We start from the raw sequence: 24,742 nt of genomic DNA, 5'->3' as shown, positions 1-24,742 counted from the left end.
CTTTAATTTTAAGTATTTGAAACCAGTACATTATACTGCCAAGCACTGGGTTTAGATTACAATTAACAGCTCACGCCACTGTATAGTGATAATTAAGTGCTTTAAATAATAAGCTTTGTTCAAAAACCTTAAAATAAGCTAATTAAAACAACTAAATAACGCATTTTTATTATCAAGCAGCGGCGCTTTAACCTTAAACTAACGTACCTAGGCTGGCGTGTCAGTATCATTACACAAAAAAGTCTAAGGTAGCGCTGTTAAAGTTACTTAAATTAGGAAAAATATCAACCAGCTCCGAAACAGGCACGCCAAACCACTGCGCTAACGTTGCAAAGTATTGCTCGTTAGCCACTTGCGGAATTAACCGCCCGCCTCCGGTATCGTATTCGCCCTCTAATTGCTGAGTAAGTAACTGGCCATAAATAGAACGGCCTTTTACCGCGCCGCCCATTACTATTTGATTCCCCGCCCAGCCATGGTCGGTGCCATCGCCGTTTGAGGTGAGCGTGCGGCCAAAGTCCGACATAGTAAACGTGGTGACTTTATCATTCATGTTTAGCTCTTTCATGGCACTGTTAAACTCGCTGAGCCCTTGAGCTAGCGTATTTAATAACGCAGGGTGCGCAGTAAGCTGATCATCGTGGGTGTCAAATCCCCCCATAGAGACAAAAAATACTTGGCGCTGTGTACTTAACGACGACTGCACACTAATAGCTTTGGCCACCGCGGCTAATTGCTCACTCAAGCTAGTATCGCTAAAGGTGGTAGTAAGCGCTGGGGCTTGTTCAAGCGCACTGTTCATCGTTTGCGTGTTGGTAATTGCGCTATTTAAGCCATTCGCATATTCACGCCCTAGTACATGGCTTGCATTGCCTAGCAAGCGGTTCATTATGTTAGTAACGTGCTCAGTGCGGGGCTGATAACCACCAAAGGCGTTAATTGTGCTTATGCCACTTTTGTTAAGCGCAAAGGCACTGGTATTTGTGCCTGTTTGCCATAAATTAGTGCCATCGAGAGAGATATTTGCCGCAAACTGATCCTCTACAGCTAATCGCTCTAGCATACGTGCGCCCCACCCACTGTTTAAAGAGGCTTTTTCTCGGCCGTACATCCATGACGCTTGCTGATCGTTATGCGAAAATAAATGCTTAGGTAAAGGCACCGCGTTATTTTTGTAATCTGTTAATGTGGTGGGAGTAAGTAAAGTGCCTACGCCACCAACAAAGGCTAAATCATCCGACTCAAACACGCTCTGTAAAGGCGCAAGTGAGGGATGAATTCCCACGCCACCTGCAAACTGCTGAGAAACACTTAACGCTAGCGGATTGTCTACTGCGAGGTTTTGCCGGCTTTGCTCGTATAAACTACGCTGCTCTCCCTCAAGGGGTAGCAACATATTAAGTGAGTCGTTTCCGCCGTATAAAAATACACACACTAGGGCTTTATAATCACCGAGTTCTATTGCATTAGTTGCCCCCGTTAGCGCTTGTAGCTGCAAACTGGTTAAAGCGGCTGCCGATACCCCGCCTTTTAAACATAATGACAAAAAGTCTCTTCTATTTAGGCTCATTATGCGCTCCTAATACTGCACGTTAAATTCAGGTGAAATAGCAATCATGTATAACAAGTACGAAACCCTCACGCGGTACTGTTCCTCGTCAAAATAGGCATCTAAATCAAGTAAAGCTTGTGTTGTGTCAGCGCTCATATTGCCGGCAAAATACAGGGTATTATATTGCTCTATCAATGCGCTAATGCCATTTTGCGCCAAGTAATCCATATCGCGTTGAACATAAACATAAATTCCTGCAGGGTTTAACTCGGTATGCGCTTCGGCTGTACTCCAAACCAAACTTGCAAATAAGGCATTCATTGTGCCTATTAAAGTCGCATCGTTGGCTATTTGTAATTCAGGCGCTACCAAACCTTGGGGGCGTAACGCCGCACTTTGGTAATCGGGTCTAAAAAAATTAAATACTGAGCCCGACTGCATGGGGCCTTGCCCATAGCTATCGACTAAGTTCCACGTTGTATAATAACCTTGCTGCGACTTCGCATTAAGGTTTCGCCAAAACTGCACAGTTTTTAAAAGTGGTTCTTTAATTTTACCTTGATAGCTAAGTACACTGCCAAAATGGCGTGCTTCGTCATCTAAATAAATAGCTTTAACAACTGCGGCTAAATCGCCTCGCACACCACTTCCATTATCGTTAAATACACGTGCAACGCGCTCTACATATTGCGCAGTAGGGTTTGAGGTAATTAACCGCTGAATAAGCTGCTTAGAAATAAACGGCGCTACGTTATCGTGATTAAATAAATTATCGAGGGCTATTTTTAGCGACTCCTCTGGGCCATAACCTGGCGGTATAACCTCATTATTTAATAGGACTTTTTCTTTGCTCGAATGGTATTCGCTGTAAGCTTGCATAGGGTTTATATAATCACGGCTTTTGCGTTTAAAGGTTTCGCTGCCGGCAAATGTCCAGCCTGTAAATACACGCGCAAACCCCTGTATTTGAGCCTGTCCGTAAGTTGCTATGCTATTACCGTCTGCATCTAGTTTAGCGGTGCCATCAAGGTTTAACTCATCTAGGCCAATGGTAAATAATTGCATAACCTCACGGGCGTAATTTTCATCTGGGCGAATATTAAGTGCTTCATCAGCTTTTTCGTTCCCTAAATGGCTTAGGTACGTGCCCATAATTGGCGAAAGCGTTACCTCTTCGAGTAACTCTCTAAAATTGCCAAACGCATGTTTGAGTAATAAATCGTAGTAAGTGATCATGCCCTCTGGTTGTGCACGCAAATCGCTATTTTCATCCGATACAACCAATATTTCACTCAGTGCAAATGCAACGCGTTGGCGTAGTTGATCGTCACTTTGTAGCACCGCTTTCCACCATGCATCTATTCGGCTTATATATTTAAAGTCTTCGTCATCTTCAAGTTTTACCAAGTAGTTTCGATGGTAGCTAACTGGCAGTGCTATTTGGTTATCGAGCCATTGTTGCTCACTTAAACCTTGAGCACTGTTTATTTCAGCAAGCGTTGGCCCCATGCTAGCTTGGTGTAATAACCTAGCGGCGCTGTGTATGTCCATGCTGTTTTTGGCTACAAATGTAACGGTTTGAGTGTTTGTTGCCCCTTCATTATCGGTGGCTGTTACGCTAAATGAATACGTTATAGGCTCATAACTTTGCGCAGCGGGTATAGTAAGGCGGGTACTTAACGCATCTAATGGTTCATTCAATAACGTGGTGCCCGCAGTTTGTTGCCAAACCACACTGCTTATTGAGCCGTCTTCATCGCTTGCTGTTGCAATTAGCTCAATGGTTTGGCCTTTAGTTAATTCGCTGGGTATGTCGGCAACCGACAAGGTAGGAATTTTATTTGAATTGACGGTGGGCGTGTCATCGCCGCCTGAGCCACCACAGGCGCTTAGCAATAAAGCACAACTTGCTAATAAAACTGATTTGTAATGCATGTTAAATCGTCATCGTAAATTAAAGAAGGTACGCGTGTATGTACCGAGTTTGATACGATTATTGAAACACAAAATTTACAGTTTAACCTTTTATTTTTTGTAACCGAGCGCTATTTAGCTGTTTTGTCGTTAATATTAACCTCAATAATGGGCTTTTTTTTATTAAAAACGTTCACCTTATTAGCGGCTTTAGCCACACGTTGCCAAGGCGTTTGTAGGTTCTCGTAAATTGGCCGCCAATACGCATCCATTACACTGTTGTGCCCCCGGTCGTTATTGCCAACCCCCACGGTAATTTTACCTACTTGATGCGCTTTTATCAGCGTGCCACAGGCTCTATCCCAAATGGCTAACGCTGAGCCTAGGTTACGGTCAAAATGTTTTGGGTTATCGCTGTGATGAATTTGGTGCTGAGCTGGGCTAATTAACCAATTTTCTATTTTTTTACCAAAGCTCCACCACACATGTGAGTGGCGTAAATTAGCGCCTAAAGCATTAAAGGCAAATACAAATACATTAGCCCCCAAAATATCTAACATTGATAAATTTCGGCCAAAGCAATACACACAAACGCCCACTACAAAACCTTGGGCTAACGCCATTCGACAGGCATATAAATAGCTTTCAAACGGGTGGCTGCGATAAATGGTCATTGGGGTGAGCACTAACGCACTATGATGTACCTTATGAAAATGCCACAAAAACGGCACTTTATGCAGTGCTAAATGTAATAAAAACCGTGTTAAATCATCAAATATAAACAATAAAACGGTAAAAATAACTAACACCACAGTACTTGGCAGCTGCCATACTGCGCGCTCACCAAAAAGCCATTGCAGGGCATCACTTACGCCAATAGCAACAGGCACCATAGTTAACACTATAGGCACCCACAGCGCGGCTTTAAGTAAGCGGTTTATAATTAATAATTGGTAGTCGAGCTTGGCACTTTTACTCAGCCAAATACGCTTACTAAATAAATAGCGCCCCAGCCCACGCCACGTGCGCTTTTTTTGCTGCGCACGGCCCGAGAAATAAAGCAACATTGCAATCACTAACGCCGCAATGCTATAGCCAATAAAAATACGTTTATTGGCATCAAACAAATAATTTGGCGTTTGAAGAAGCGTTTGCCATATAGTCTCGAGCATAACTTACCTCTTAAAATTGATATTTGTAACCCACGGCTACGCTACGCGGTTTACCCGGGCGCGCGCCATATGGGCGACGACTAACAATGTTATCTTGGTCAAACAGATTATCTACCTTAGCGTAAATATGCCCATATTGATCAAGCTCGTAGCGCGCAGCAATATCTACAACGGTTGTAGCGGGTACCTCGACACCTGCCAACGGTAATGAAAAATCATTCCCTGTGGTGTTACCAAGCTCGCCAGCGGTATAAGCTACGCCAGCGGCCTCTGGCATTTCTGAGGTGTATTTTATTAATACATCAACCGACCAATCGTTATGTGCAAGGCCTAAGCTCAGCGCAGCTTGATGGTTAGGCAAGTACGGTAAATGATCGCCCGGGCGAATATGCCCCCACTGCGTAAATTCGCTAAATAGCTCTTCTTTAAACTCACTTTGCGTGTAGGTATAAGTTAAGCGTACCGGCACATCAATGTGCTTATTTAATGCGTAAGTGTGTGCAAATTGAGACTCAACGCCCCATACATCCACTTCCCCACCACTAAATTCGCGGTCAATTTCGTTTTCGATTCCACAATTTGACTGGCCACAGCTTTCTACTAAGTTTGAATAATCATTAAAAAAGCTCACTACTTCCACTTGGCTGTTACCGTTGTTGTAACGGCCACCAAATTCATAGTTTACGCTTTTTTCAAACTCTTCATCTCCTTCACGTACAGGGCTAGATGGGCTTGAGGGCACAAACCCTTGGTGTACACCAAAAAGTAACCCTGCATTGGCCGATAATTGGTAAAAGCCACTTAACCCAGGTAACCAAATACGGCTCGATTTATCTTGCCAATCGTTTGCTTGTCCAGGGGCGTCATTTTGATACGACATATCCATTAACTCGCCGCGCACGCCCAAACCAAGAGTTAGCTTATCGAAAGTTACTTTGTCTTCAATATATAACGACCACGCATCGGTAGATTCGGTATTTTGTGTGGTAAATACACTCGCGGTGTCTGTACGGGTGTTAACCGCGTTAACCATGGCGTAGGTGTCTTCAAAATGATCGCGCTCTATTTCATCTTGATGAAAACGCACCCCGAATGAGAGTGAGTGCTCTAGCCCAAACGCAGCGACTTGCCAATCACCATCAAACTGTATGCCTTGTGAGAAAAAGGCTCTGTCGTTCGTTCCCATAGTTAAAAACACATTGCTTTCACCACTTTGAACCGAATCGGCTTGGCCACTAATAACGCTGTATTCACGCTCAAAGCGTGTTGGGTCTGCCAAAATATCCGACAAACTACCACTGCTGTTAGTAACCGCGTTGAGTTTAAGCCACGCACGTTCAAAATCGTTGCGATAGGCGCGGGTTGTAAGGGCAAAATTGTCGCTGCTAAGCTGGTGGGTAAACATCACTTGCGTATGCTTAGTGTCCATATTTGCAGGGCCACTGGCGGCATAACGGCGATACGGTGTTTGCTGGTAATCTTCTTCGGTTAACCCAAGGTAGGTTTCGTTAGAAAGCTCATCTGAATAGGCCAGCTTTAACTCAAAGCGTTGTTTATACTGCTCGCTATTAAGTGTGTAATCTAATTTAACTAATAAATCGTCTTTTTCAAAGCCAGTATCTTGCCCACCATCAAGCTCTTTAAAACCGTCACTTTCTAGGTGAACGCCTTCAACTAAAAAGCCAAACTGCCCTTGGCGATTACCATAATACGCGTGCGCTTTTTTATAGCCATCGGAGCCTGCTGAAATATCAAGCATACCGCTGGCGTCATCAGGCACTTGGCGCGACACTAAATTAAGCGTACCCGCCACCGTTTGCGGGCCATAATGTATGGCTGCTGGGCCTTTAAACACTTCAACTGCGGTCATGCGTGTAGTAAGCGGAAAATAATAAGCCGCCGGTGCCGAATACGGCGCAGGGCCAATTAAAACACCGTCTTCTAAAATGGTTATTTTTTTACTACGTTCAGGGGTTACGCCCCTAAAACCAATGTTAGGCCTTAGCCCAAAGCCGTCTTCTTCGCGAATGTTTACCCCAGGCACCTGCGATAAAATACGATGAATATCATCAAACTCAAATTGTTCAAGTTGCGCTTCGCCAATTAAAGTAGCCGAGCCTGCTTCGGTGCGCAATTTATCGTTATGGCTAATAATTTGAATATGCTCTAATTCGTTTTTTTGCTCTGCCACTGCTTGGCAACTTAAGGCCATAAGCAATGCAATTGTAAGTTTATTGTATTTCATTGTCGCCCTTAGTCGTTATCGCCTGCAGAGGTGGTGGGTAGCTCAAGTGCTAGCTCATTAATAAAGTCATTTTTTAGCTCATCGGTCAGCACTTTCACTTGCCCATGTACATCACGTACCTGTTGCTCGTTATCAATTAGCAAATCGGCCAGCGAGCTATCTATGCTATTTAAAGTGGCTTTAAGGGCTGCTATTCCTTCAACTAAACGTGATTTAGTAGCCTGTGCTTGCTCTGCATCTAAAAAGTCATCAAAGCCAGTGCCTGCTTGCTCAGCGTCTAAATTACCCATAATTAACGCTTCAAACGCCGCTAAGTTATTACGAATATTATCTAAAGAGCTTTTCGCATCTAGGCTTTCTACATCTTCAGGGCACGCCGATGCGCCACACGAATTTGAAAAAATACCAATCGGCTCTGCTAATTTTTTATCTTTTACTATTGTGTCGATATAAAACAGTGCATCGCTAATATGATTAAGCGCTTCGTGAGTTGTGCTAAAGCGAGAGCCACTTTGGCCGGTATTTTTTAATTCGTTAGCAAAACCGTTATCCCCTTGCCAAGCTTGTAATAGCTGCGCTGACGAACTTAAAACATCTTCACTTGCCACCACAGCAAACTCACAACGAGCCTGACGACGTGCTAAATCTGTACGGTTATTCCAATCTGCAAGGGCGTCATTTGCCACACTACAGTGATGTGCTAATTGCTCGTTAAACAACACATGCCCAATTGCAAATAAGCCGCGGCGTGTTGCTGTTCTTTCGCTAATGGCATACGGGCGATTTTGATCTTGGTTAATAACACCGTCTTGGTTATACACCACGTCTTGGTCTATCCCACAACGGCTAAAAGTAGGCCATGAATATATTTGGTTACGTAACTGCCCTGCGTTATCAAGAAGCGGCCCCATTTGCATCATTTCGGCTTGTTGCCAACCCGCCATGGTATCTAGCCAGGCTTGTTGTGCTTGAGCACGCAGCGCAATGGCCTCTTCTGAGCTTTCTTGTACGCTTTGTATTTCAGCTTGGCAGTAATTTGCAACGGCCTGTGTTTGTGTTTGTGCTTGTTGATTAAACAAAACAAACGTCGGTGTTATTACATTATCGACTAAGTTAGCAACGAGTTGTGCTTCATCAAACTCTGTAACCGCAGGCGTCGTAGTTTGCCCGCTATCACTACTTTGAAAATCACTACCTGTGCTACTTGAGCTACTTTCACCACACCCACTAAGGGTTAATACAGTAGCTGCAACCACAACCCCTTTTTTTGCATAATTGAACATTATTTCAACCCTAAAAACTTTGAAAATTAAACGGCAAAAGGCCAGCCCGTGGGCTGACCTTCCTTGGTGCTAAAACGGGTGGTTATTACCAGTTTTCAATGTTTTGAGCATCAAAGCCGTAAACTTCCTGCATCAAATCACGTGCCTCTACTAACTGCGCTTTGTATGCATCTGTTAGCAGTGGCGCTTCACCGAGTAATGTATGTAGCTCGGCAAATTTACCTGCGTTATCGTCGCTGTAAAAAGGTGAAAATGGGTTAAATTGAAAGTTCAGTGCAAAGCCTTTCATTTCACTAAAGTGTTTAGCTAAATTAGCAAAATCGTCAGCACTTGCCTCTGTACCTTGTACTGTATCAATGTCGGCTAATGTGTCGTTGATGTAATGTACAACGGTGGCTGCAATTGCGTTTTCCCAATTGGCTACAGCAATATCACGTTGTGCTAATAACTGCGTTTTTTGATCATCGGTTAATGTACTTGGTGCAGCATCGTTAATAATTTTACGACCCGCAATAAACGCCGTCATTGCTGCGCTGCTAAAGTCAGTTGCTACTACCGCGCCTTTATCACGTTTAGCTGCGTTGGTAGAGTTACCCCAGTTGTATTCACTCGCTAAGTCAATTTTGCCATCGCCATCAATATCAGCGCTTGCGCTACCATCAGCAATAGCCTCGTCGCTAAATTCTAAATAATGACGTGCTGCGCCAAAGTAACCAAAACCTTCATCGTATTGATGCTCTAAAGTACTGTAAGTGCCATCGGCTGCTGCATCGGTGTTATCTTCATCAAGCCCTTCGTCTAGGTAATCGTCAGTGCCTTGCGAGAACATTAACGCACCTAGCGTGTGCTTTTGAATAAGCTGGTTTAAATCAAGGCCACTTGTTGTGATGTATGCCGCAGTAATGTCATTACCGTTTACATCCTCAGATTGTGTACCGCTTGCAATTGCATCTACATTAGCGGCAAGTAAATCAAAGTAATGAAAAATAAGCCCTTCTGGTGTTTTTGCTTGAGTGCCAAAGTCACTCCAGCCTTCAAATGTACCTTCTGTTAGCCAATCTTCTTCCATTTTAGACGCATCGTTACCGGCAATTTTACCTGTTAAGGTTTTGCCTGAATTCGAAATTTCTGCAAACGACTGTTGCAATGTAGTTGCGCCATCAATAAACAAAAAGCTGTTATCTTTTACGGCTTCGTAATCGCTCCAATAAGCCATTAACTGCGCTTTAACGGCATCGCCCGTTAAGCCTTCGCTTTCAATGTAATCAACACTTAATAAGCTTATGTAAGCTTTAATTTGCGCCGAAAGTGCATGACGAGCCACTTGGCCTGTGTAACTTACCGCAGAATTACTAGCATTAACTGTTGAGGCAAATTCGTAAACGTTTACGCCATCTTGCGCTTCAATATCAGTTACAGATACGCTCAGTGTTTGTGTAAAACTTAAATCGCCAGCATCGGTTGCAGTAACTGTTACATCAATTGTTTCTACTTGCTCAGCATTAAGCGCTAACGTGCTTTTAAGCGTTAGCTCATTGCTGTCATTAATTTCAAAATACTGTTCATCATCAGAAAGTGTAAATACCATGCCTGTTGCATCGTCATCGGTTGCACTTAAAGTACCGACTACTGCGCCTACTTCATCTTCTGTTACAGCCGCTGTTGATAAGCTAATAGCGGTAGGTGCCGAATTAGTCACTGTTGGAGTGGTTGGTGTTTCGGTGCTATCGCTAGAGCTTGAGCCGCCACACGCAGTTAAACCCATAGTTGCAGTAATTACTGCACTAGCAAGGAGAGATTTACGCAAATTCATGTTGAATCCTAATATTGTATGTGAATCATTCTTATTTGTAATAGCGACTATTCTAATTACAAATACCTAACAATCAACCTAAATGTTGCTTTTTTGTTTTATTTTTAAAATAGTTTTAGTTTTTAGAACAAAGGGAGATCGGCAAAAATACTATTTAACATAGCTAAACAACACGTAAATTGCTTAGCAAAACATTCGCTGTACAAAGCTAATCTACTTATTAAAGTAATTAACTATCAAAAACTTATAACAATGCTTGGTTTGTACTAGATAAGTATTTTTAGAAAGGAACACTGCGGCTTAATGCAAAGTGCGAACATTACGTAAAAATAAAATCACATTAACTTTTTAGATATAAAAGCTATTTGTAATAATTATTATTTATTTTAAAAACGCACCACTTATAGCGTTTAAGTGTGGTTTTTTGCTTCACTTACTGTTTTAGAGGCTTATATCAGCGTATTGATTAAAGGTATACTAGGGTGTGTTGACCTTGGCGGATAGAAATTTGTTCAATCTAGGGGGGATTAAATCACGGCGTGTGGTTTGTAACTTAGTAGGCTCGATAACGGCTTCTGCGTTATTTTAATGACTTACATCCATGTAAGAATAAGTAAAAACCAATTAAGAATAGTTTATCGCCCTAGAAAGAACCCAATGGGCAGCCCATGTTTGGCTTTTATACTGCGTTATCGCCTATTTATGGGGAATAACCAAGTTTCATAGACTCTGCCTTGCCTAAAACCCAAACATACGGCTGAAAATTCAACCATTAAAAATCAACACACCCAAGAGATTATGAGAGGTGGTAATGCATTAAATAGTGTAATTTTACTACTCACTTTTAGCTAAGCCATACAATAACAGAGCCTTTTTATGAAAACAGAAATTCGCTACCGCTTTGAAACCTCGCAAGTTGCTAACCGCTTTGTGCATGTACTAAAAGATTGGCCCGTAAACCAAGTTAAAACTCGCCTATTTAATGGCGGCGACAGTGTAAAAGTCACTTACGAGTATGATGAAAGCGGATTTGATTACACCTCTGCCGAGCTAGATGATTTAGCAGAGCAACACGGTGGTAAAGAAGTTTAAGCACTTAACAACAAAAAGCTATTACAGCCCAATTAGCCATTAACTTTGCTTTAATGGCTAGCGCGTTTTATCACTTTACGTTTTATTCGTGATATTTACGGATCATCGCCACTTTACCGTTTTCAACTTCTATTACTTCCATCATTACTGATGTGTACTCTATTGGCTGCTTACTTTGCGGATGAATACCCTTAGCGTGTTTTTTATAACGAATCGCAAAGCCGCTATCGTTAAATACAAAGGTATTAAGCAGCTCGCTTTCGTATAAGGTGTGCGCGCCTAAATAAAAACGCATGCCCTTACGCATTAGTTTTTTACCCTCTGCAGTGCGAGAGTCATCTACTTGATACGGTATGTGCTGGCTGCCTACATCGTCTGTTAATAAATTAAGGTAAGCTTCAAGCTCTTTTTCACTTGCGTTAGGCGCTTGCGTGGCGGTCATTGTGTTGTAGTAATGCTGTGCAAATTTGTTTAAGTCCAGTGCCTTTTCAGCATTAACCGAAAAGGTACTCACTAATAGCAAAGCTAATGTAAATAGTCGTTTCATCACTTCTTCCTTGTAGTTAAAAGTATAGATTTATATATAGGTACACTATATTCACATGTTCAAAAATAAAACAAATACTTTTAAGTTAATAAACCTACATTTTGCTTTTTACTCTATTGGTTGCCACGCTGTTGGCTGGATCGTCGGGCCAAAAATGCTTGGGATAACGTCCTTTCATTTCTTTTTGTACATCGCGATAACTACTAGCCCAAAAGTGCGCAAGATCTTGCGTAAGCTGTAATGAGCGCTTACCTGGCGAGAGTAACTCCATAAGCAGTGGCAGCTTGTCATTTGCAAGCATTGGCGTACTTGTTAAACCATACACTTCTTGCATGCGCACGCTAAGTTTTGCGGGGCCATCTAGCTGGTAATTAATTTTTATATTTGAGCCACTCGGTACCGTTAACCTAAGCGGTAACAGCGTTTTTAGGGCTGTTTGCTGTGTCCAGTCAAAACAATTTTGCAGTGCTTCAAAGTAGTTAAACTTTTTAAGCTGCTCCAGCGTTTTTATATCCTGTAAATATACGCCTAACCAATCATCAGCTGTTTTGATAAGTTGCTGCTCGCTTATTGCCGGGAACGTATCTGGCATAAACTGACTGGCTAAACTCATGCGAATTAATAATTGCTGCGCATCGGGTTGTTCATTAAATAATGCAAAGCCGTGCTTAGTAAATAAATTAAGCCACGCTTTGGCGCGCTCGGTTTTATCAAGCTTTTGCTTACTTGGTTGGCTTGTAAGGGTAATAGCGCCGAGCTTTACTTCGTCTTGATGGATAAAGCGCGCGGTTTTTTCATCAAACTCACAGCGGGTAAGCGTAGTAAACAAATGCGGTAAGTAATCTTGTAGTTCAAATGGGCTAAGTGCGGTGGCTGCAAAAATACGCGTGCCTTTATGACCGCCCATGCTTGCAATAGCAAGGTAGTCATCGTTATGCCAGTAATCGGTGTTTAAATCAGCGCCCGCACCATTGGCAAGTAAGTAGCCATTGCCGCGTTTTTTTGCAATGCGATCGGGGTAAGCTAATGCCACCAGCAAACCTAAATACTCGGTGTTTAGCTCACTGTTACTGTCGGTTACTTTTAAACGGCTTTGCCAGTATTTTAACTGCTGCTTAAATACTGGGTGTGGCCTTTGTTGTTGGCTATGTAGCGCCAAGCTTAGCTCGTTGGCGCTGTTTATTCGGCTCTCAAGCAGCGCCACTAAATAAAGTGCTAAGCGATAAATACCAGGGAGTTCTGCCTCAAGCGCTTGCGCTTTTAAAAGCATATGCGCTAAGCGAATATCCGCCCCAAAACCCAGCATGTTGCTGCCCAATTTGGTTAACTTACCTTTAGAGTCGATGGCTTCAAGCATGGTTAGTAAGTTTGCCGCTTGCGTGCATTGCTGCGCTGTTGGCGTATCAAGCAAGGTGAGTTCGCTGATATTTGCGCCCCACTGTTTTGCCTCCAGCATAAGTTGGCTTATGTCTGAGGTGAGTATTTCCGGGCTATCGTGGCTATTGCGTCGCTCAAAGGTTTGCTTTGAGCCAAGCCTGTAAACAACACCGGGTTCTATTCGCCCTGCACGCCCTGCTCGCTGCACAGCAGAGGAGCGAGATATACTTTGTGTTGTAAGCTCAGTTACGCCTGTTTTTAAGTTATAGCTCGCCGCGCGGCGTTTGCCGCTATCAATAACAATGCGAATGCCTTCAATGGTTAAACTAGTTTCGGCTACATTGGTGGTAAGCACAATTTTGCGCATACCTTTAGCCGCAGGGGCAATCGCCGCTTGCTGATTGGCTTTATCTTGCTCGCCAAATAATGTGGCAACTAAGCAGTTACTTGGTAAATCATTAAGGGCCTGCTGCACACGTACTATTTCAAATTGCCCAGGTAAAAAGACTAATGCACTACCGCTTTGCTCATTGAGCGCTTGCTTAACGATATTAGGAATGGCATCTAACCAGCGGCTCTCATCTTTTATTGGTATATATACTTCGTCTATGGGGTAACTACGCCCGCTTGATTGTATAACCGGGCAATCAAAAAACTGCGTATAGCGCTCAGTATCAAGGGTGGCCGACATAAGTAGTATGGTTAAATCGTCGCGCAGCGCACTTTGGGTCTCTAAAGCAAAGGCCAGTGAGGTGTCGGCCGCAATTGAGCGTTCATGAAATTCATCAAATATCAGTAAATCTATATCGCTTAATTCGGGGTCGTTTTGTAGCATGCGGGTAAGCATGCCCTCGGTGACTATTTCAAGGCGCGTATGGCTACTTACTTTACTCTCGCCGCGTACACGCAGGCCAACACTTTGCCCCACATTTTCGTTTTGGCACTGTGCTAAGTAATTGGCAATATTACGTGCTGCTAAGCGGCGCGGCTCAAGCATTACAATACGTTTAAAATGGCCGTCGCGCATAAGCTGTAGCGGCAACCAGGTTGATTTTCCCGCACCAGGCGGTGCTTGTAATAACGTTATGGGGTTACTTTGTAATGTAGTTAAAAGTTGTTGATATATGTTTTGAACCGGCAGCACTGCTATTTACCCAAAATTGCTTTGTGCGCATTGTAACAAAAACCAAAAATAAACGCGCCGCAAAAGCGGATGAGTTTACGCGTATCCATAATCAGAAATAATTACAGACCGCTCTGTACATTTTTTAAGAACATACGCGCTATATTAACTTCTACTACCCCAATAAAAAAATAACACCTTGATTATAATTACAAAAATTTAAATTTAACTTATTGGTACACGCCTTGCTCCTTTTATAGTGAACGTTAATTAAATCTAAGTAAGGAGATACTTATGAACAACGATCGTATGAAAGGTAATTGGAACGAACTTAAAGGTAAGGCGCAACAAAAATGGGGCGATCTTACTGACGACGATTTAGACAAAATTGAAGGTAGCCGTAAGGAGCTAGTGGGTAAAATACAGCAGCAGTACGGTAAATCTAAAGAAGAAGCAGAGCGCGAAGTAGACGAGTTTGAAAAAACTCACTAATCGCTAACTTCTAAAAAAACCGCCATTTGGCGGTTTTTTTGTTTACTAGAAACCATTTAAGTTAAATTAGGTAAAGCTTACCTAAAATAATTTTAACGAAGCCATTGTTCCTCTCTATTTTGAAATTTTACGGTGTATCCATAATGATTTAACGAAAATATTGTTCCTATATTTTATCTTTAGTTATATTCTTTTATCGCTAATATAACGAACGCGATGGAATAAATGCGGTTAACTATAAATTTAAAGGAACTTATATGAATAATAATGCTGTAGTGTCAGCTTTAAGTGGTGTGACGGATTTATTTGGTAGGTTTTCTCTTCAAAGAGGAGACAATGACAAAAAACAAATCTGGGAAGGAAAAAGCCTCATAGCTAATCACTCTTTTGTATCCGAATTACAAATATTGCTCAATAAATTAGGAACATATAAATCAAAAGTTGATGGTGATTTTGGCTTAAAAACTGCGCTCGCATTAAAGTTATTCCAATGGAACGCCAAATCAGCACCGTATCGATTAAAAAATTTGAGGGTTATTAATCAACTGCCCACCTTTAAGGGAAGTACCTCTGGACAAACTGACAAAGCAACTCATCGAGAGCTTAATATCTGGGCCGCTAGCAATTTTCAATGTACAGGTGACTTGCTAAGGTTAAGAGAAGCAACTTTTACTAATATAGAGCTCAATCCTAACTTCAAATTAATTGCAAACCAAAATGTATTGAAAGGTGAATTTGTAGTTTCAGCAACTTTAATTACTGAGATAAAAGCAATGAACATTGAAGCAAAAAAACTAGGTTTAAAATTGGTTTTAAACCAGACAGTAAGGCAGCTTGGAGTTTCTCCAAATGGCGCTGTAGTAACGCCAGCAAAACGCAGCCAACATTATATTGGGCATGCTTTAGATTTAAATATTGTTGATGGCTCTAATTGGAACAACTCAACAGCTTTTAAAACTAAAAGTGCTACGTCTTCAGCCATTAAATTTATTGATGCAATGAAAAAAAGAGGGCTTAGATGGGGAGGCGATTTTACCAGGATGGATTCTCCTCACTTCGATAAGCAGCTATCGGCTTCAACATTCGACTATGAAGCTAAGCACTTTTTTAACCAATCATCAATTTCAAACAATCAGATGATTCCACTTTCTATATAGGATACTAAAATGAAAAAAATCCTATTAGGGTGCTTTGCTTTTAGCGTAATCGGCTGCACTGGGGTAGTAACTGCTGAACAAACATCTTCAGAGAAACAGCTATGCGATGACTATAATAATGATAAAGCTATTATTATTATAGGAAATACACCATTTGAAGATTCTGAGTGGTATGCAGACTGGTCATCAATCCTCAATAGCTTTGTTATCGCAAACAATGAGTTTTTACATGTATATAGAGCCAGCCAATTTAAACATACAGATTTAAAAAATTACTCAGTATTATTCAGTAAAAAGTCTAAGCAGAACTACCTACTTGAGGAAGTTATTGAGCCACAATCTTATGAATACGTCCTTCTAGAATATACTCAAGCCAATATACCTAAACATATTAGTGCGTTTAAACCGAACCATGTCAATACAAATTTAGTGAGCAAAATATGTAATTTATGAGTTTGAAAAGACATAGACTTACGAATAAAAAAACCGCCATTTGGCGGTTTCTTTGTTTAACGGCTAAAAAAGGACGTTATTTACGCTTTTAATTGATTACCTATTGGCAGTTGCCTAATACGTTTACCACAAGCGGCAAAAATAGCGTTACACAGCGCTGGGGCGTAAACCGGCGTTGCAGGCTCGCCTACACCTGCTGGCGGTGCATCGCTTTGTATGATTTCTACTTCTACCTCTAGTGGTGAGTCGCTCATACGCGGTACGCGGTAATCATGAAAATTACTTTGCTGCACGCGGCCTTTATCAAAGGTAATACCATCGCTTATTGCTGTTGTAATACCGTAAATAGAGCCACCTTGCGTTTGATTTTTAACGGTATCGGTGTTTACTACCGTACCTGCATCAATAGCCACCCACGATTTAATCACGTTTAAATCACCAGCGTCGGATACCTCTACCTCAACCACAGTAGCCACATAGGTTAAAAAGCTGCGGTGCGCTGCAATACCTAACCCGCGACCTTTTGGCAGCTTTCGGCCCCATTTGCTTATATCGGCTACTTTTTCAATAACATGGCGTAATTTACCAATATCTAATGGGTAAACATCTTTATCGCCGCCATAGTTATCGTACGAGGCATTTTGCTCGGTTACATCTAAAATGCGATCAGGGCCTATGGTTTCAAGTAAATAGTCTTTTTGGTCGCGCCCTGCTTTGTGCGCCGCTTCAGCAATAAATGACTGAATAGCAAAAGCATGAAAAATATTTGATACCGAACGCATCCAACCTACTCTTGTTTTAGCGGGTGCTTCGCCGTTTTCTAACTTTAAGTTAGGTGAGTTTATGGGGTTATCGGTAAAGCCCAAGCGCAGCTCAAAACCTGCAGGCGACGTTGCCCCTTCTTGAAAGGTCGACATAATTGGCGAAAACGCCGTACGGTGTAAGTAAGCCTCAATATTACCTTTTTCATCTAGTGAAGCTTCAATATGTTGAGCCGATACCGCATGATAAAAACTGTGCTGAATATCATCCTCTCGCGTCCACTGTACGCGTATAGGTTGTCCTACTTTCATTGAAATGTAGGCAGCTTCTGCTGAAAAATCAGGTTTTGATTTACGCCCAAAACCGCCACCTAACATGGTGACATGCACGTTAATTTGGCTCTCCTCCATACCAAGTAACGCAGCTACGGTTTTCATATCAGCTTGCGGGTTTTGCGTTGCAGCCCAAATATCTACCCTGTCTTTATTGTACATTGCAGTGGCGCAAGGTGGCTCCATAGGTGCTTGAGCCAAATGCGGCGCGTAATAGTCGGCTACTAACTTATTGCTCGATTTAGCCAATACGCTGGCGGTATCGCCTATTTCACGTACATGCGCTTGCGGCTCATTAACGGTTTGTAATAACGACTTTTTAAATTCTTTTGAATTATAATCGCCGTTTTTACCATCATCCCACACCACCTTTAGTACTTTACGCGCCTGCCATGCAGCCCAGGTATTTTTAGCAACAATAGCAATACCGCCTTTTGGCTGAAATTGCGGCGCACCTTTTGGTACAGGCATTTCAATAATATCAACTACGCCATTAATTGCTTTAGCGGCGCTGGCATCAAACGATTTAACCACACCACCTACTACCGGTGGGCGCTCAATAATAGCCACCAGCGCTTTTGGTTCGCGAACATCAGCAGCAAATGTGGCTTTACCGGTTACTAAATCGGTTAAATCTATATGCGCCATACCGGTATTTATATAACGCCATTCTTTGCGTGTTTTAAGTGTTAACTTATCAACTTCTGGTGGCGTTATTGTAAGTGCTAAGTCGATTAAATCTTTATAAGTAAGCGATTTACCTGAGCTGTGTGTAACCACGTGTTGATTGGCTGTACAGGTTTGCGGCTCAACTTTCCAATATTTAGCGGCTGCGTGCTGCATCATATAACGTACACTTGCGCCCATTTCGCGCAGGCGCTGCATGTTGTAGCGAATACTGCGCGATCCATCAGTATTTTGATCCCCGTATTTAGGGTCGCCCTTACCTTGAATAACAACCACTTTATCCCACGCGGCTTCCATTTCGTCTGCCACAATTTGGGCAATGGCGGTACGAATTTGCTGGCCCATTTCAGAGCGGTGGCAGGTTATTTCAACCATGCCATCGGGGCGCAGCGCTATAAATAAGTTAGCACGTTTTGCTTGCTCAGAGGGTTGCTCTAACACGCCTGCAAACGCTTTTGGTGCACTGCCTACAAAATAAGTGCCTAATACTAATGCGCCTATTGCGCTGGTTTTTAAAAATTGGCGACGGTTTAAGTCAAAGTACGTATTGTCGTTTTTCATACCTCTTCCCCTTGTTCATTTGGGTCAAAATATTCAACGCCCGCAATAGTTTTAGCCGCCGACTTAATTGCTTTATGAATACGCGGATACGTGCCACAACGACAAATATTGCCCGACATATTACTCACTATTTCATCATCAGTGGGATTAGGGTTAGCGGCTAATAAGCTTGCCGCTTGCATTATTTGTCCGCACTGACAAAACCCACATTGCGGCACTTTATGCTCAACCCAGGCTTTTTGCACGGGGTGGTCGCCTTGCTCGCTTAACCCTTCAATAGAGGTAATAGCACGCCCTGCCACAGCCGACACCGGTAATATGCACGAGCGCTGCGCTACGCCATCAATATGTATGGTGCACGCACCACATTGCGCCATACCACAGCCAAACTTAGGCCCGGTTAAATTTAATTCATCTCGAAGATACCAAAGCACCGGCGTTGACGGATCGCCTGTAAACTCATGTTTATTACCATTAACGGTAAGCGTGATCATATTTAACTCCTTGGCAAAGCGCTTTAAAGGAATGCCTTGTTGCGCGAGAACGGTTTGAATAATTGCTACTTTTTTAGCCTACCACTTAGGATTGGTTTATTGAAATTTTTATCGGCGAACCGCCAACTTATAGCTGTTATTTAGTGGCAGCTTTATTAGGTATAAATAAGAAGGCTTTATTGACTCTACTCAGCACTTATAACTGGCTCATTTAATAACTGCTCATCATTTTTATATACTTCAAGCCAACCAGGTGGCGATGTATCGCAACCAATTACAGTAACGTGTAATACGTAACTATAGCGTCCGTTTTTAAACGTATAACTATGATTACCGCCAGTGCCACTAACAGTCACATCGCCGTTAAATAAAACCATATCTGGCTTGTCCTTTGGCCTTTTATCACTACTCCACACTGCATAACGGTAATTTCTATCACCTAAATCATCAACGCGAATATGGTAGCTAGCCGTTTTCCAATCCAGCACTGGCTCTTCATACGTATTAATACTTGAATGGAGTGATTGCTTGTCTTGTTCAATTAAGCGTTTAGCAAATGCCTGCTCTTTAGATGTTCCGCGATTTATACCGAAAATTTTGCCGTCAGTATCAACCCACATCACGCCGTTATTTAGCATAATGCCGCGCCAACCAACTTTATCCCAATCGGTATTAATATTAGAGCTGCCAATAACGGCAACTAGTTCATCGTCGAACACTTCATCAAAGCGGTTAATAAACTCAGCTTCATTTTTAATGTCGGGCAATGGATATTGCCTTTTTAGAGGGTAGCGAATATGCGCAGCAATCGCAGTTTTATCCTCCGCTTTAAAAGCAGCAATAACAGGTAAAACACTCTCGTGATACTTCTGCTCAAGCGCAAATGTGTTCGATGTGAAAAGTAGGAATAGGCAAAGCAATATGTAATTTAGATACTTCATGAATAGTCCTTTATCTAAAGTAATAGAATAGATTTATAAAGAGATTAAATGTATTAGAGTTTTAGGCAAAGTATATCTAATAACCTAAAAGAATAAATAATTATTGTTTTAAATCAATGGAGTACGAATGTAATCCCACTTAAAGCTTAGCCTTTACTATTTTTTAAAAAGGCAGCAAATTCGTGAGGCGAACTATCATAAAATAGACGTATTATATTTTCTGTTTCATCTTCATTTTTATCTATAAAGATTTTAAAGGTGCTACGCTTAAAGAAGGGCCCTAGAAAGCGCCTTCGGATGGAAGCACTGGCAGAAATGCACCATAATTTTTTTTCTAGGCAACTTATTTGCAATGAAGCCTCATTATCCCCTAAGGATTGAAAAAATAAAATTTTCATGGCGGATTCTGAACTCTCATTCTCCCAAATAAAACCTTTGAAAAAGGTTATAGCTTCACTAATGTTTGGTTGTAATGGAACATCCTGCTCCGCTTCCTCATCATAATACCCACAAAAAATATTTTCCATTAGATATTTTTTCCTTTTAAGTTATAAATTTTCAGCTTAAAGAAGCTAAAAATCACATTAAATAAACCTTATAAACTATACAGCTTATTAATAAATACATAGATTATTAATCCGCATATAAACGAAGCTAGTATATTTGAGTAAATTCGAACGTCATAGCTTTTCATAAAGCGTTCTTTCATTATAGTTATGGGGATTAAAGCTAAGCACAAATAAGCAAACCAAGAAGATACAAATATATCTGCTAATTTAGATTGCATTAAGGGAGCGCTATTGCCATATTTTGCGTTACTTATCGCCTCAAAACTCTCACGATCGAATGCGATGGCAGCTACACCAAATAAAAAAATTATATGAGTAAATAATAAAGCTAAATTTAGCGCTCTTTTAAACAAGCTGATTTCATGAGTTTTAATAATACGCGATCCTTGCATTTTAGCTTCCTGTTCCTAAAAATTGATTTGAAAGGCTAGTCTGACTTGTTTAACCTCAAAGCGAAAATTAAATAACGTTCCTGCGAATAAAACAAGTTTGCTTTTACTTTTTTTGGCTAACCGAGTTTGGGTGCCATGGGCTGAAGTATCATAAAAAAGCACAACGCGAGATCCTATGATAATATTTTATATAAACCAAACTTACTTGGTGCTTTTTAAAATCAATCTAAGACACTTTACTTTTTTAACCTAAACAAAACCTGCTACTTCGTTTTTCATTGTAAAAGATTTGAAGTGAAATCTAGCTTATTTTTTCTTATTGGGGCTCTTGCTGCAGGAGTAGCTATATGTTTAATTTATATACTATATTAGATAGCTAAAAAATTGTAGTTAGTCTAAGAGTTGCCAATAATGCATATGTCGAAGCCGTATAAAGTGTAACCGCGACGTCTTTTTTTTACCTTGTTTAAATGATGATTAAAGAGAATTTAATGAAACACGACAGAGTAACATTAAGTGAAAATATAAAGGGTGTTTTTTTATTTGTTTTATTCTTTATCATCACCTTAGTTTTACCGATTGCACCATATAATGAAGTGGCATTTGTCTTTGAGGCGTTAAATAATCACCCGATGATTTTTAAGGAAAAGAGTTTTGCTCCGAGCTTAATTTTAGGCACGCCAGCATTTGCTATGCTCACTCGGCTAATATTATTAAAAGTAAGAAACACTGAAGTAGAGCCAGAGCTTCTAATTAAATGGTATAAGCTCTGTGGGATTACTTTAATTTTACTATTAGTTTCAGTTCCTACTTATACTTACTTTATTGAAAGTAAAATTAAAAGTGAAGGCTATATTATTTGTAACTCTTACAGTGGCAGCACTAGAGGAGCCCCAGATGTATGGGTTACCTCTCAACACTACTGCATTAAAAAAGGTTACAGAGTCAGCTCAGAAATAATAGATTGGTTAAAACAACAAACGACTGAACCAAAACCAAAAGATGTTATAAAAAAAGTAGATGAGCTACTCGCTTATAGCCCTTGATGATTTTTTAAAATACACACAAAAACGAGCCTCTCTGGGCTCGTTTTCGTTTTAACTGATAGCTGACAGCTAAAAACTGACCGCTTCGCTATTTAACCACTTCACTATGACTCCGGCTCATACCCCAAATTAGGCGATAGCCAACGTTCAGCCTCTTCGAGCGTCATATTAGTTCGCTTGGCGTAATCTTCTACCTGATCCTTTTGAATAGATGCTACGGCGTAGTATTTTGCCTCTGGGTGTGAGAAATACCAGCCCGAAACCGCTGCCCCTGGCCACATGGCGTATGAGCTGGTGAGCTGCATGCCAATGCGTTTTTCGGTATCGAGTAACTGCCAAATTTTCTTTTTCTCGGTGTGCTCTGGGCACGCTGGGTAACCAGGCGCTGGGCGAATACCTTGGTAGTTTTCGCGAATTAGCTCATCGTTACTTAAGTTTTCATCGGCTGCGTAACCCCAATACTCTTTACGCACTTGTTCGTGCAAGTATTCTGCAAAGGCCTCTGCAAGCCTGTCGGCAACGGCTTTTACCATTATTTTATTGTAGTCGTCTTGCTTGGCATCGAACGCGTCGGCTAGGTCGTCTTCTTCTAAACCGCCCGTTACTGCAAACGCGCCAAAGTAATCAGGTGTGCCTTTTGGCGCAATGTAGTCGGCTAAACAATAGTTAGCAAAGTCGGTTTTTTCGGTTTGCTGGCGTAAATGGCATGAGGTAGTTAACAGCTCTTTGCGCGTTTCGTCGGTGTAAATTTCTATGTCATCACCCATGCGGTTTGCAGGGAATAAACCAATTACACCTAAAGGTTGCAAAGCACCTGACTTTTCAAGGTCGTCGAGCATGTCGTTAGCGTCTTTAAATAAGCTACGTGCTTGCTCGCCAACGACTTCATCGTCCATTATGCGCGGGTATTTACCAGCGATTGACCACGTCATAAAGTACGGGGTCCAATCTATGTATTTACGTAACGTGGCGATTGATACATTTTTAAATTCGGTCACGCCCAGCTTTTTAGGCACCGGTGGCGTGTAATTATCCCAATCAAGCTTGGCTGCGTTATCGCGGGCACGCTGTATGGTAACGGGTTTTGAACGTGGCTTTTTGCGCGCTTGTTGCTCGCGTACTTTTTCGTACTCGGCTTTAGTTTTTTCTAAAAAGGCCGGTTTTAGCTCTTTAGATAATAAGCTTGATACCACGCCCACTGCACGGCTGGCGTTATTTACGTACACTACGCCTTTGTCGTACTGCGGTTCAATTTTAACGGCAGTATGCGCTTTAGAGGTCGTTGCGCCGCCAATCATAAGTGGGAGCTCAAAGCCTCGGCGGGTCATTTCTTTGGCTACGTGTACCATTTCATCAAGCGATGGGGTAATTAAACCCGAAAGGCCGATTATGTCGGCTTTTTCGTCAATCGCGGTTTGCAGTATTTTTTCGGCAGGTACCATTACGCCTAAGTCGATTACTTCGTAGTTATTACATTGCAGTACTACGCCTACAATGTTTTTACCTATGTCGTGCACGTCGCCTTTTACGGTGGCCATAACTACTTTACCGTTAGTGGCACCTTCTTCTTTTTCGGCTTCTATGAATGGGTCTAGGTAGGCCACTGCGCGTTTCATTACGCGGGCCGATTTAACAACTTGCGGTAAAAACATTTTACCTGCACCAAATAAATCCCCTACCACGTTCATGCCATCCATTAATGGCCCTTCAATTACGTGAATAGGTTTATCGGCGGCAGCGCGGCACTCTTCGGTGTCTTCATCTATAAAAGTAGTAATGCCTTTCACAAGAGCGTGCTCTAGGCGTTTTTCAACTGGCCATGTACGCCACTCTAAATCTTCTACGCGTTCGGCTTGTGCCATACCCGAAAACTTAGGGGCTATTTCTACTAAGCGCTCACCTGCACCTGGGTCGGTGTTAAGGATTACATCTTCTACGGCTTTGCGAAGTTCCTCGGGTATATCGTCGTAAACCGCAAGTTGCCCTGCGTTTACAATACCCATATCCATACCCGCTTTTATCGCGTGGTATAAAAACACCGAGTGAATCGCTTCACGTACGGGGTTATTACCCCTAAACGAAAACGAGACATTAGACACCCCGCCCGACACTTTACAGTGTGGTAAGTTTTGTTTAATTCGGCGTGTACCTTCAATAAATTCTACGGCGTAGTTGTCGTGCTCTTCTATACCGGTGGCTACGGCAAATATATTGGGGTCGAAAATAATATCTTCCGGCGGGAAGCCAATCTCTTCGACTAATATTTTGTAGCTGCGTTCACATATTTCGTATTTACGGTCTGCGGTGTCGGCTTGGCCGTCGGTATCAAACGCCATAACAACAGCAGCTGCACCAAAGCGTTTAATAATTTTAGCTTGGCGTTTAAATGGCTCTTCACCCTCTTTAAGCGATATTGAGTTAACAATAGCCTTGCCTTGAATACACTTTAAACCTGCTTCTATTACTTCCCATTTAGAGGAGTCGACCATAATGGGCACTTTAGAAATATCGGGCTCTGAGGCAATTAAGTTTAAAAACTTAACCATGGCCGCTTTTGAGTCCAACATGGCTTCGTCCATGTTTATATCAATAACTTGGGCGCCGTTTTCTACTTGCTCGCGGGCAACATTCAGGGCGGTCTCGTAATCTTCTTCCATGATTAAGCGTTTAAACATGGCAGAGCCAGTTACGTTGGTACGCTCGCCAACATTGGTAAATACTGCAATTTGCTGGGTCAT

19 protein-coding genes are annotated in these 24,742 nt (G+C 41.9%); 5 read left to right on the top strand and 14 right to left on the bottom strand.

Annotated elements, in window-relative coordinates; all coding sequences use genetic code 11:
- Window positions 1–229: 229 nt before the first annotated feature.
- From OIZ54_RS11185 to OIZ54_RS11160, 6 genes are all read right to left on the bottom strand, one after another.
- Window positions 230–1,570, bottom strand: a complete 1,341-nt coding sequence (locus OIZ54_RS11185) for a DUF1501 domain-containing protein (protein WP_126006262.1) — start codon at window positions 1,568–1,570, stop codon at window positions 230–232.
- Between the two features lie 9 nt (window positions 1,571–1,579).
- Window positions 1,580–3,487 carry a DUF1800 domain-containing protein gene (locus tag OIZ54_RS11180; protein ID WP_264390419.1) on the bottom strand — a complete coding sequence of 636 codons (1,908 nt, stop codon included), beginning with the start codon at window positions 3,485–3,487 and terminating at the stop codon, window positions 1,580–1,582.
- Between the two features lie 110 nt (window positions 3,488–3,597).
- Complete coding sequence (locus OIZ54_RS11175) at window positions 3,598–4,638, bottom strand: sterol desaturase family protein (RefSeq protein ID WP_085065492.1); 1,041 nt, start codon at window positions 4,636–4,638, stop codon at window positions 3,598–3,600.
- A gap of 10 nt (window positions 4,639–4,648) precedes the next feature.
- Window positions 4,649–6,883 (bottom strand): TonB-dependent receptor family protein, encoded by a 2,235-nt coding sequence (locus OIZ54_RS11170; protein WP_264390418.1) that lies wholly within the window; start codon window positions 6,881–6,883, stop codon window positions 4,649–4,651.
- Window positions 6,884–6,891: 8 nt separating this feature from the next.
- Window positions 6,892–8,166 carry an imelysin family protein gene (locus tag OIZ54_RS11165; RefSeq protein ID WP_264390417.1) on the bottom strand — a complete coding sequence of 425 codons (1,275 nt, stop codon included), beginning with the start codon at window positions 8,164–8,166 and terminating at the stop codon, window positions 6,892–6,894.
- An 85-nt stretch (window positions 8,167–8,251) separates the two neighbouring features.
- Window positions 8,252–9,979 carry a DUF4856 domain-containing protein gene (locus OIZ54_RS11160; RefSeq protein WP_264390416.1) on the bottom strand — a complete coding sequence of 576 codons (1,728 nt, stop codon included), beginning with the start codon at window positions 9,977–9,979 and terminating at the stop codon, window positions 8,252–8,254.
- 876 nt (window positions 9,980–10,855) lie between these two features.
- Here OIZ54_RS11160 and OIZ54_RS11155 point away from each other — a divergent pair.
- Window positions 10,856–11,071, top strand: a complete 216-nt coding sequence (locus OIZ54_RS11155; RefSeq protein ID WP_004587424.1) for a hypothetical protein — start codon at window positions 10,856–10,858, stop codon at window positions 11,069–11,071.
- An 82-nt stretch (window positions 11,072–11,153) separates the two neighbouring features.
- On the opposite strand, the gene OIZ54_RS11150 is transcribed toward OIZ54_RS11155, so the two are convergent.
- A complete protein-coding gene (locus tag OIZ54_RS11150) occupies window positions 11,154–11,618 on the bottom strand; it encodes a nuclear transport factor 2 family protein (RefSeq protein WP_264390415.1) in 465 nt (154 codons plus the stop codon).
- Window positions 11,619–11,712: 94 nt separating this feature from the next.
- Window positions 11,713–14,139: an ATP-dependent helicase HrpB gene (gene hrpB, locus OIZ54_RS11145; protein WP_264390414.1), complete on the bottom strand. Its 2,427-nt coding sequence runs from the start codon at window positions 14,137–14,139 to the stop codon at window positions 11,713–11,715.
- 273 nt (window positions 14,140–14,412) lie between these two features.
- Here hrpB and OIZ54_RS11140 point away from each other — a divergent pair, with 273 nt between their 5' ends.
- The 3 genes from OIZ54_RS11140 to OIZ54_RS11130 all read left to right on the top strand — a co-directional run bounded on the left by OIZ54_RS11140 (window position 14,413) and on the right by OIZ54_RS11130 (window position 16,220).
- Window positions 14,413–14,610, top strand: a complete 198-nt coding sequence (locus OIZ54_RS11140) for a CsbD family protein (RefSeq protein ID WP_064386857.1) — start codon at window positions 14,413–14,415, stop codon at window positions 14,608–14,610.
- Between the two features lie 257 nt (window positions 14,611–14,867).
- On the top strand, window positions 14,868–15,767 hold the full coding sequence (locus OIZ54_RS11135; RefSeq protein ID WP_264390413.1) for a M15 family metallopeptidase: 900 nt from the start codon (window positions 14,868–14,870) through the stop codon (window positions 15,765–15,767).
- Window positions 15,768–15,776: 9 nt separating this feature from the next.
- The gene (locus OIZ54_RS11130; RefSeq protein ID WP_096739986.1) at window positions 15,777–16,220 is read left to right on the top strand and encodes a hypothetical protein; all 444 of its coding nucleotides are present in this window, start codon (window positions 15,777–15,779) and stop codon (window positions 16,218–16,220) included.
- A gap of 80 nt (window positions 16,221–16,300) precedes the next feature.
- Here the strand turns inward: OIZ54_RS11130 and OIZ54_RS11125 are convergent, their stop codons facing one another.
- The 5 genes from OIZ54_RS11125 to OIZ54_RS11105 all read right to left on the bottom strand — a co-directional run bounded on the left by OIZ54_RS11125 (window position 16,301) and on the right by OIZ54_RS11105 (window position 20,958).
- A complete protein-coding gene (locus tag OIZ54_RS11125; RefSeq protein WP_096739987.1) occupies window positions 16,301–18,562 on the bottom strand; it encodes a xanthine dehydrogenase family protein molybdopterin-binding subunit in 2,262 nt (753 codons plus the stop codon).
- Window positions 18,559–19,056, bottom strand: a complete 498-nt coding sequence (locus tag OIZ54_RS11120) for a (2Fe-2S)-binding protein (RefSeq protein WP_024034278.1) — start codon at window positions 19,054–19,056, stop codon at window positions 18,559–18,561. Before OIZ54_RS11120 ends, OIZ54_RS11125 begins: the two co-directional genes overlap by 4 nt.
- A gap of 185 nt (window positions 19,057–19,241) precedes the next feature.
- Complete coding sequence (locus tag OIZ54_RS11115; protein WP_096739988.1) at window positions 19,242–19,997, bottom strand: hypothetical protein; 756 nt, start codon at window positions 19,995–19,997, stop codon at window positions 19,242–19,244.
- A gap of 146 nt (window positions 19,998–20,143) precedes the next feature.
- Window positions 20,144–20,524, bottom strand: coding sequence for a hypothetical protein (locus OIZ54_RS11110; RefSeq protein ID WP_096739989.1), 381 nt, complete (start codon window positions 20,522–20,524; stop codon window positions 20,144–20,146).
- A gap of 68 nt (window positions 20,525–20,592) precedes the next feature.
- The gene (locus OIZ54_RS11105) at window positions 20,593–20,958 is read right to left on the bottom strand and encodes a hypothetical protein (protein ID WP_096739990.1); all 366 of its coding nucleotides are present in this window, start codon (window positions 20,956–20,958) and stop codon (window positions 20,593–20,595) included.
- A gap of 491 nt (window positions 20,959–21,449) precedes the next feature.
- Here OIZ54_RS11105 and OIZ54_RS11100 point away from each other — a divergent pair, with 491 nt between their 5' ends.
- Window positions 21,450–22,004: a hypothetical protein gene (locus tag OIZ54_RS11100; RefSeq protein ID WP_264390412.1), complete on the top strand. Its 555-nt coding sequence runs from the start codon at window positions 21,450–21,452 to the stop codon at window positions 22,002–22,004.
- Between the two features lie 104 nt (window positions 22,005–22,108).
- Here the strand turns inward: OIZ54_RS11100 and metH are convergent, their stop codons facing one another.
- A complete protein-coding gene (gene metH / locus OIZ54_RS11095) occupies window positions 22,109–24,742 on the bottom strand; it encodes a methionine synthase (RefSeq protein WP_264390411.1) in 2,634 nt (877 codons plus the stop codon).

The organism is Pseudoalteromonas sp. A3 (assembly GCF_025942345.1).
Taxonomy (GTDB): Bacteria; Pseudomonadota; Gammaproteobacteria; order Enterobacterales; family Alteromonadaceae; genus Pseudoalteromonas; species Pseudoalteromonas atlantica.
Note: the sequence above shows the minus strand (reverse complement) of the source record. Positions and strands in the feature narration are given on the sequence as shown.

Coding starts and splice junctions, on each gene's coding strand:
- OIZ54_RS11185 (WP_126006262.1), bottom strand. CDS start 1,570: ATGAGCCTAAATAGAAGAGACTTTTTGTCATTATGTTTAAAAGGCGGG.
- OIZ54_RS11180 (WP_264390419.1), bottom strand. CDS start 3,487: ATGCATTACAAATCAGTTTTATTAGCAAGTTGTGCTTTATTGCTAAGC.
- OIZ54_RS11175 (WP_085065492.1), bottom strand. CDS start 4,638: ATGCTCGAGACTATATGGCAAACGCTTCTTCAAACGCCAAATTATTTG.
- OIZ54_RS11170 (WP_264390418.1), bottom strand. CDS start 6,883: ATGAAATACAATAAACTTACAATTGCATTGCTTATGGCCTTAAGTTGC.
- OIZ54_RS11165 (WP_264390417.1), bottom strand. CDS start 8,166: ATGTTCAATTATGCAAAAAAAGGGGTTGTGGTTGCAGCTACTGTATTA.
- OIZ54_RS11160 (WP_264390416.1), bottom strand. CDS start 9,979: ATGAATTTGCGTAAATCTCTCCTTGCTAGTGCAGTAATTACTGCAACT.
- OIZ54_RS11155 (WP_004587424.1), top strand. CDS start 10,856: ATGAAAACAGAAATTCGCTACCGCTTTGAAACCTCGCAAGTTGCTAAC.
- OIZ54_RS11150 (WP_264390415.1), bottom strand. CDS start 11,618: ATGAAACGACTATTTACATTAGCTTTGCTATTAGTGAGTACCTTTTCG.
- OIZ54_RS11140 (WP_064386857.1), top strand. CDS start 14,413: ATGAACAACGATCGTATGAAAGGTAATTGGAACGAACTTAAAGGTAAG.
- OIZ54_RS11135 (WP_264390413.1), top strand. CDS start 14,868: ATGAATAATAATGCTGTAGTGTCAGCTTTAAGTGGTGTGACGGATTTA.
- OIZ54_RS11130 (WP_096739986.1), top strand. CDS start 15,777: ATGAAAAAAATCCTATTAGGGTGCTTTGCTTTTAGCGTAATCGGCTGC.
- OIZ54_RS11125 (WP_096739987.1), bottom strand. CDS start 18,562: ATGAAAAACGACAATACGTACTTTGACTTAAACCGTCGCCAATTTTTA.
- OIZ54_RS11120 (WP_024034278.1), bottom strand. CDS start 19,056: ATGATCACGCTTACCGTTAATGGTAATAAACATGAGTTTACAGGCGAT.
- OIZ54_RS11115 (WP_096739988.1), bottom strand. CDS start 19,997: ATGAAGTATCTAAATTACATATTGCTTTGCCTATTCCTACTTTTCACA.
- OIZ54_RS11110 (WP_096739989.1), bottom strand. CDS start 20,524: ATGGAAAATATTTTTTGTGGGTATTATGATGAGGAAGCGGAGCAGGAT.
- OIZ54_RS11105 (WP_096739990.1), bottom strand. CDS start 20,958: ATGCAAGGATCGCGTATTATTAAAACTCATGAAATCAGCTTGTTTAAA.
- OIZ54_RS11100 (WP_264390412.1), top strand. CDS start 21,450: ATGAAACACGACAGAGTAACATTAAGTGAAAATATAAAGGGTGTTTTT.
- metH (WP_264390411.1), bottom strand. CDS start 24,742: ATGACCCAGCAAATTGCAGTATTTACCAATGTTGGCGAGCGTACCAAC.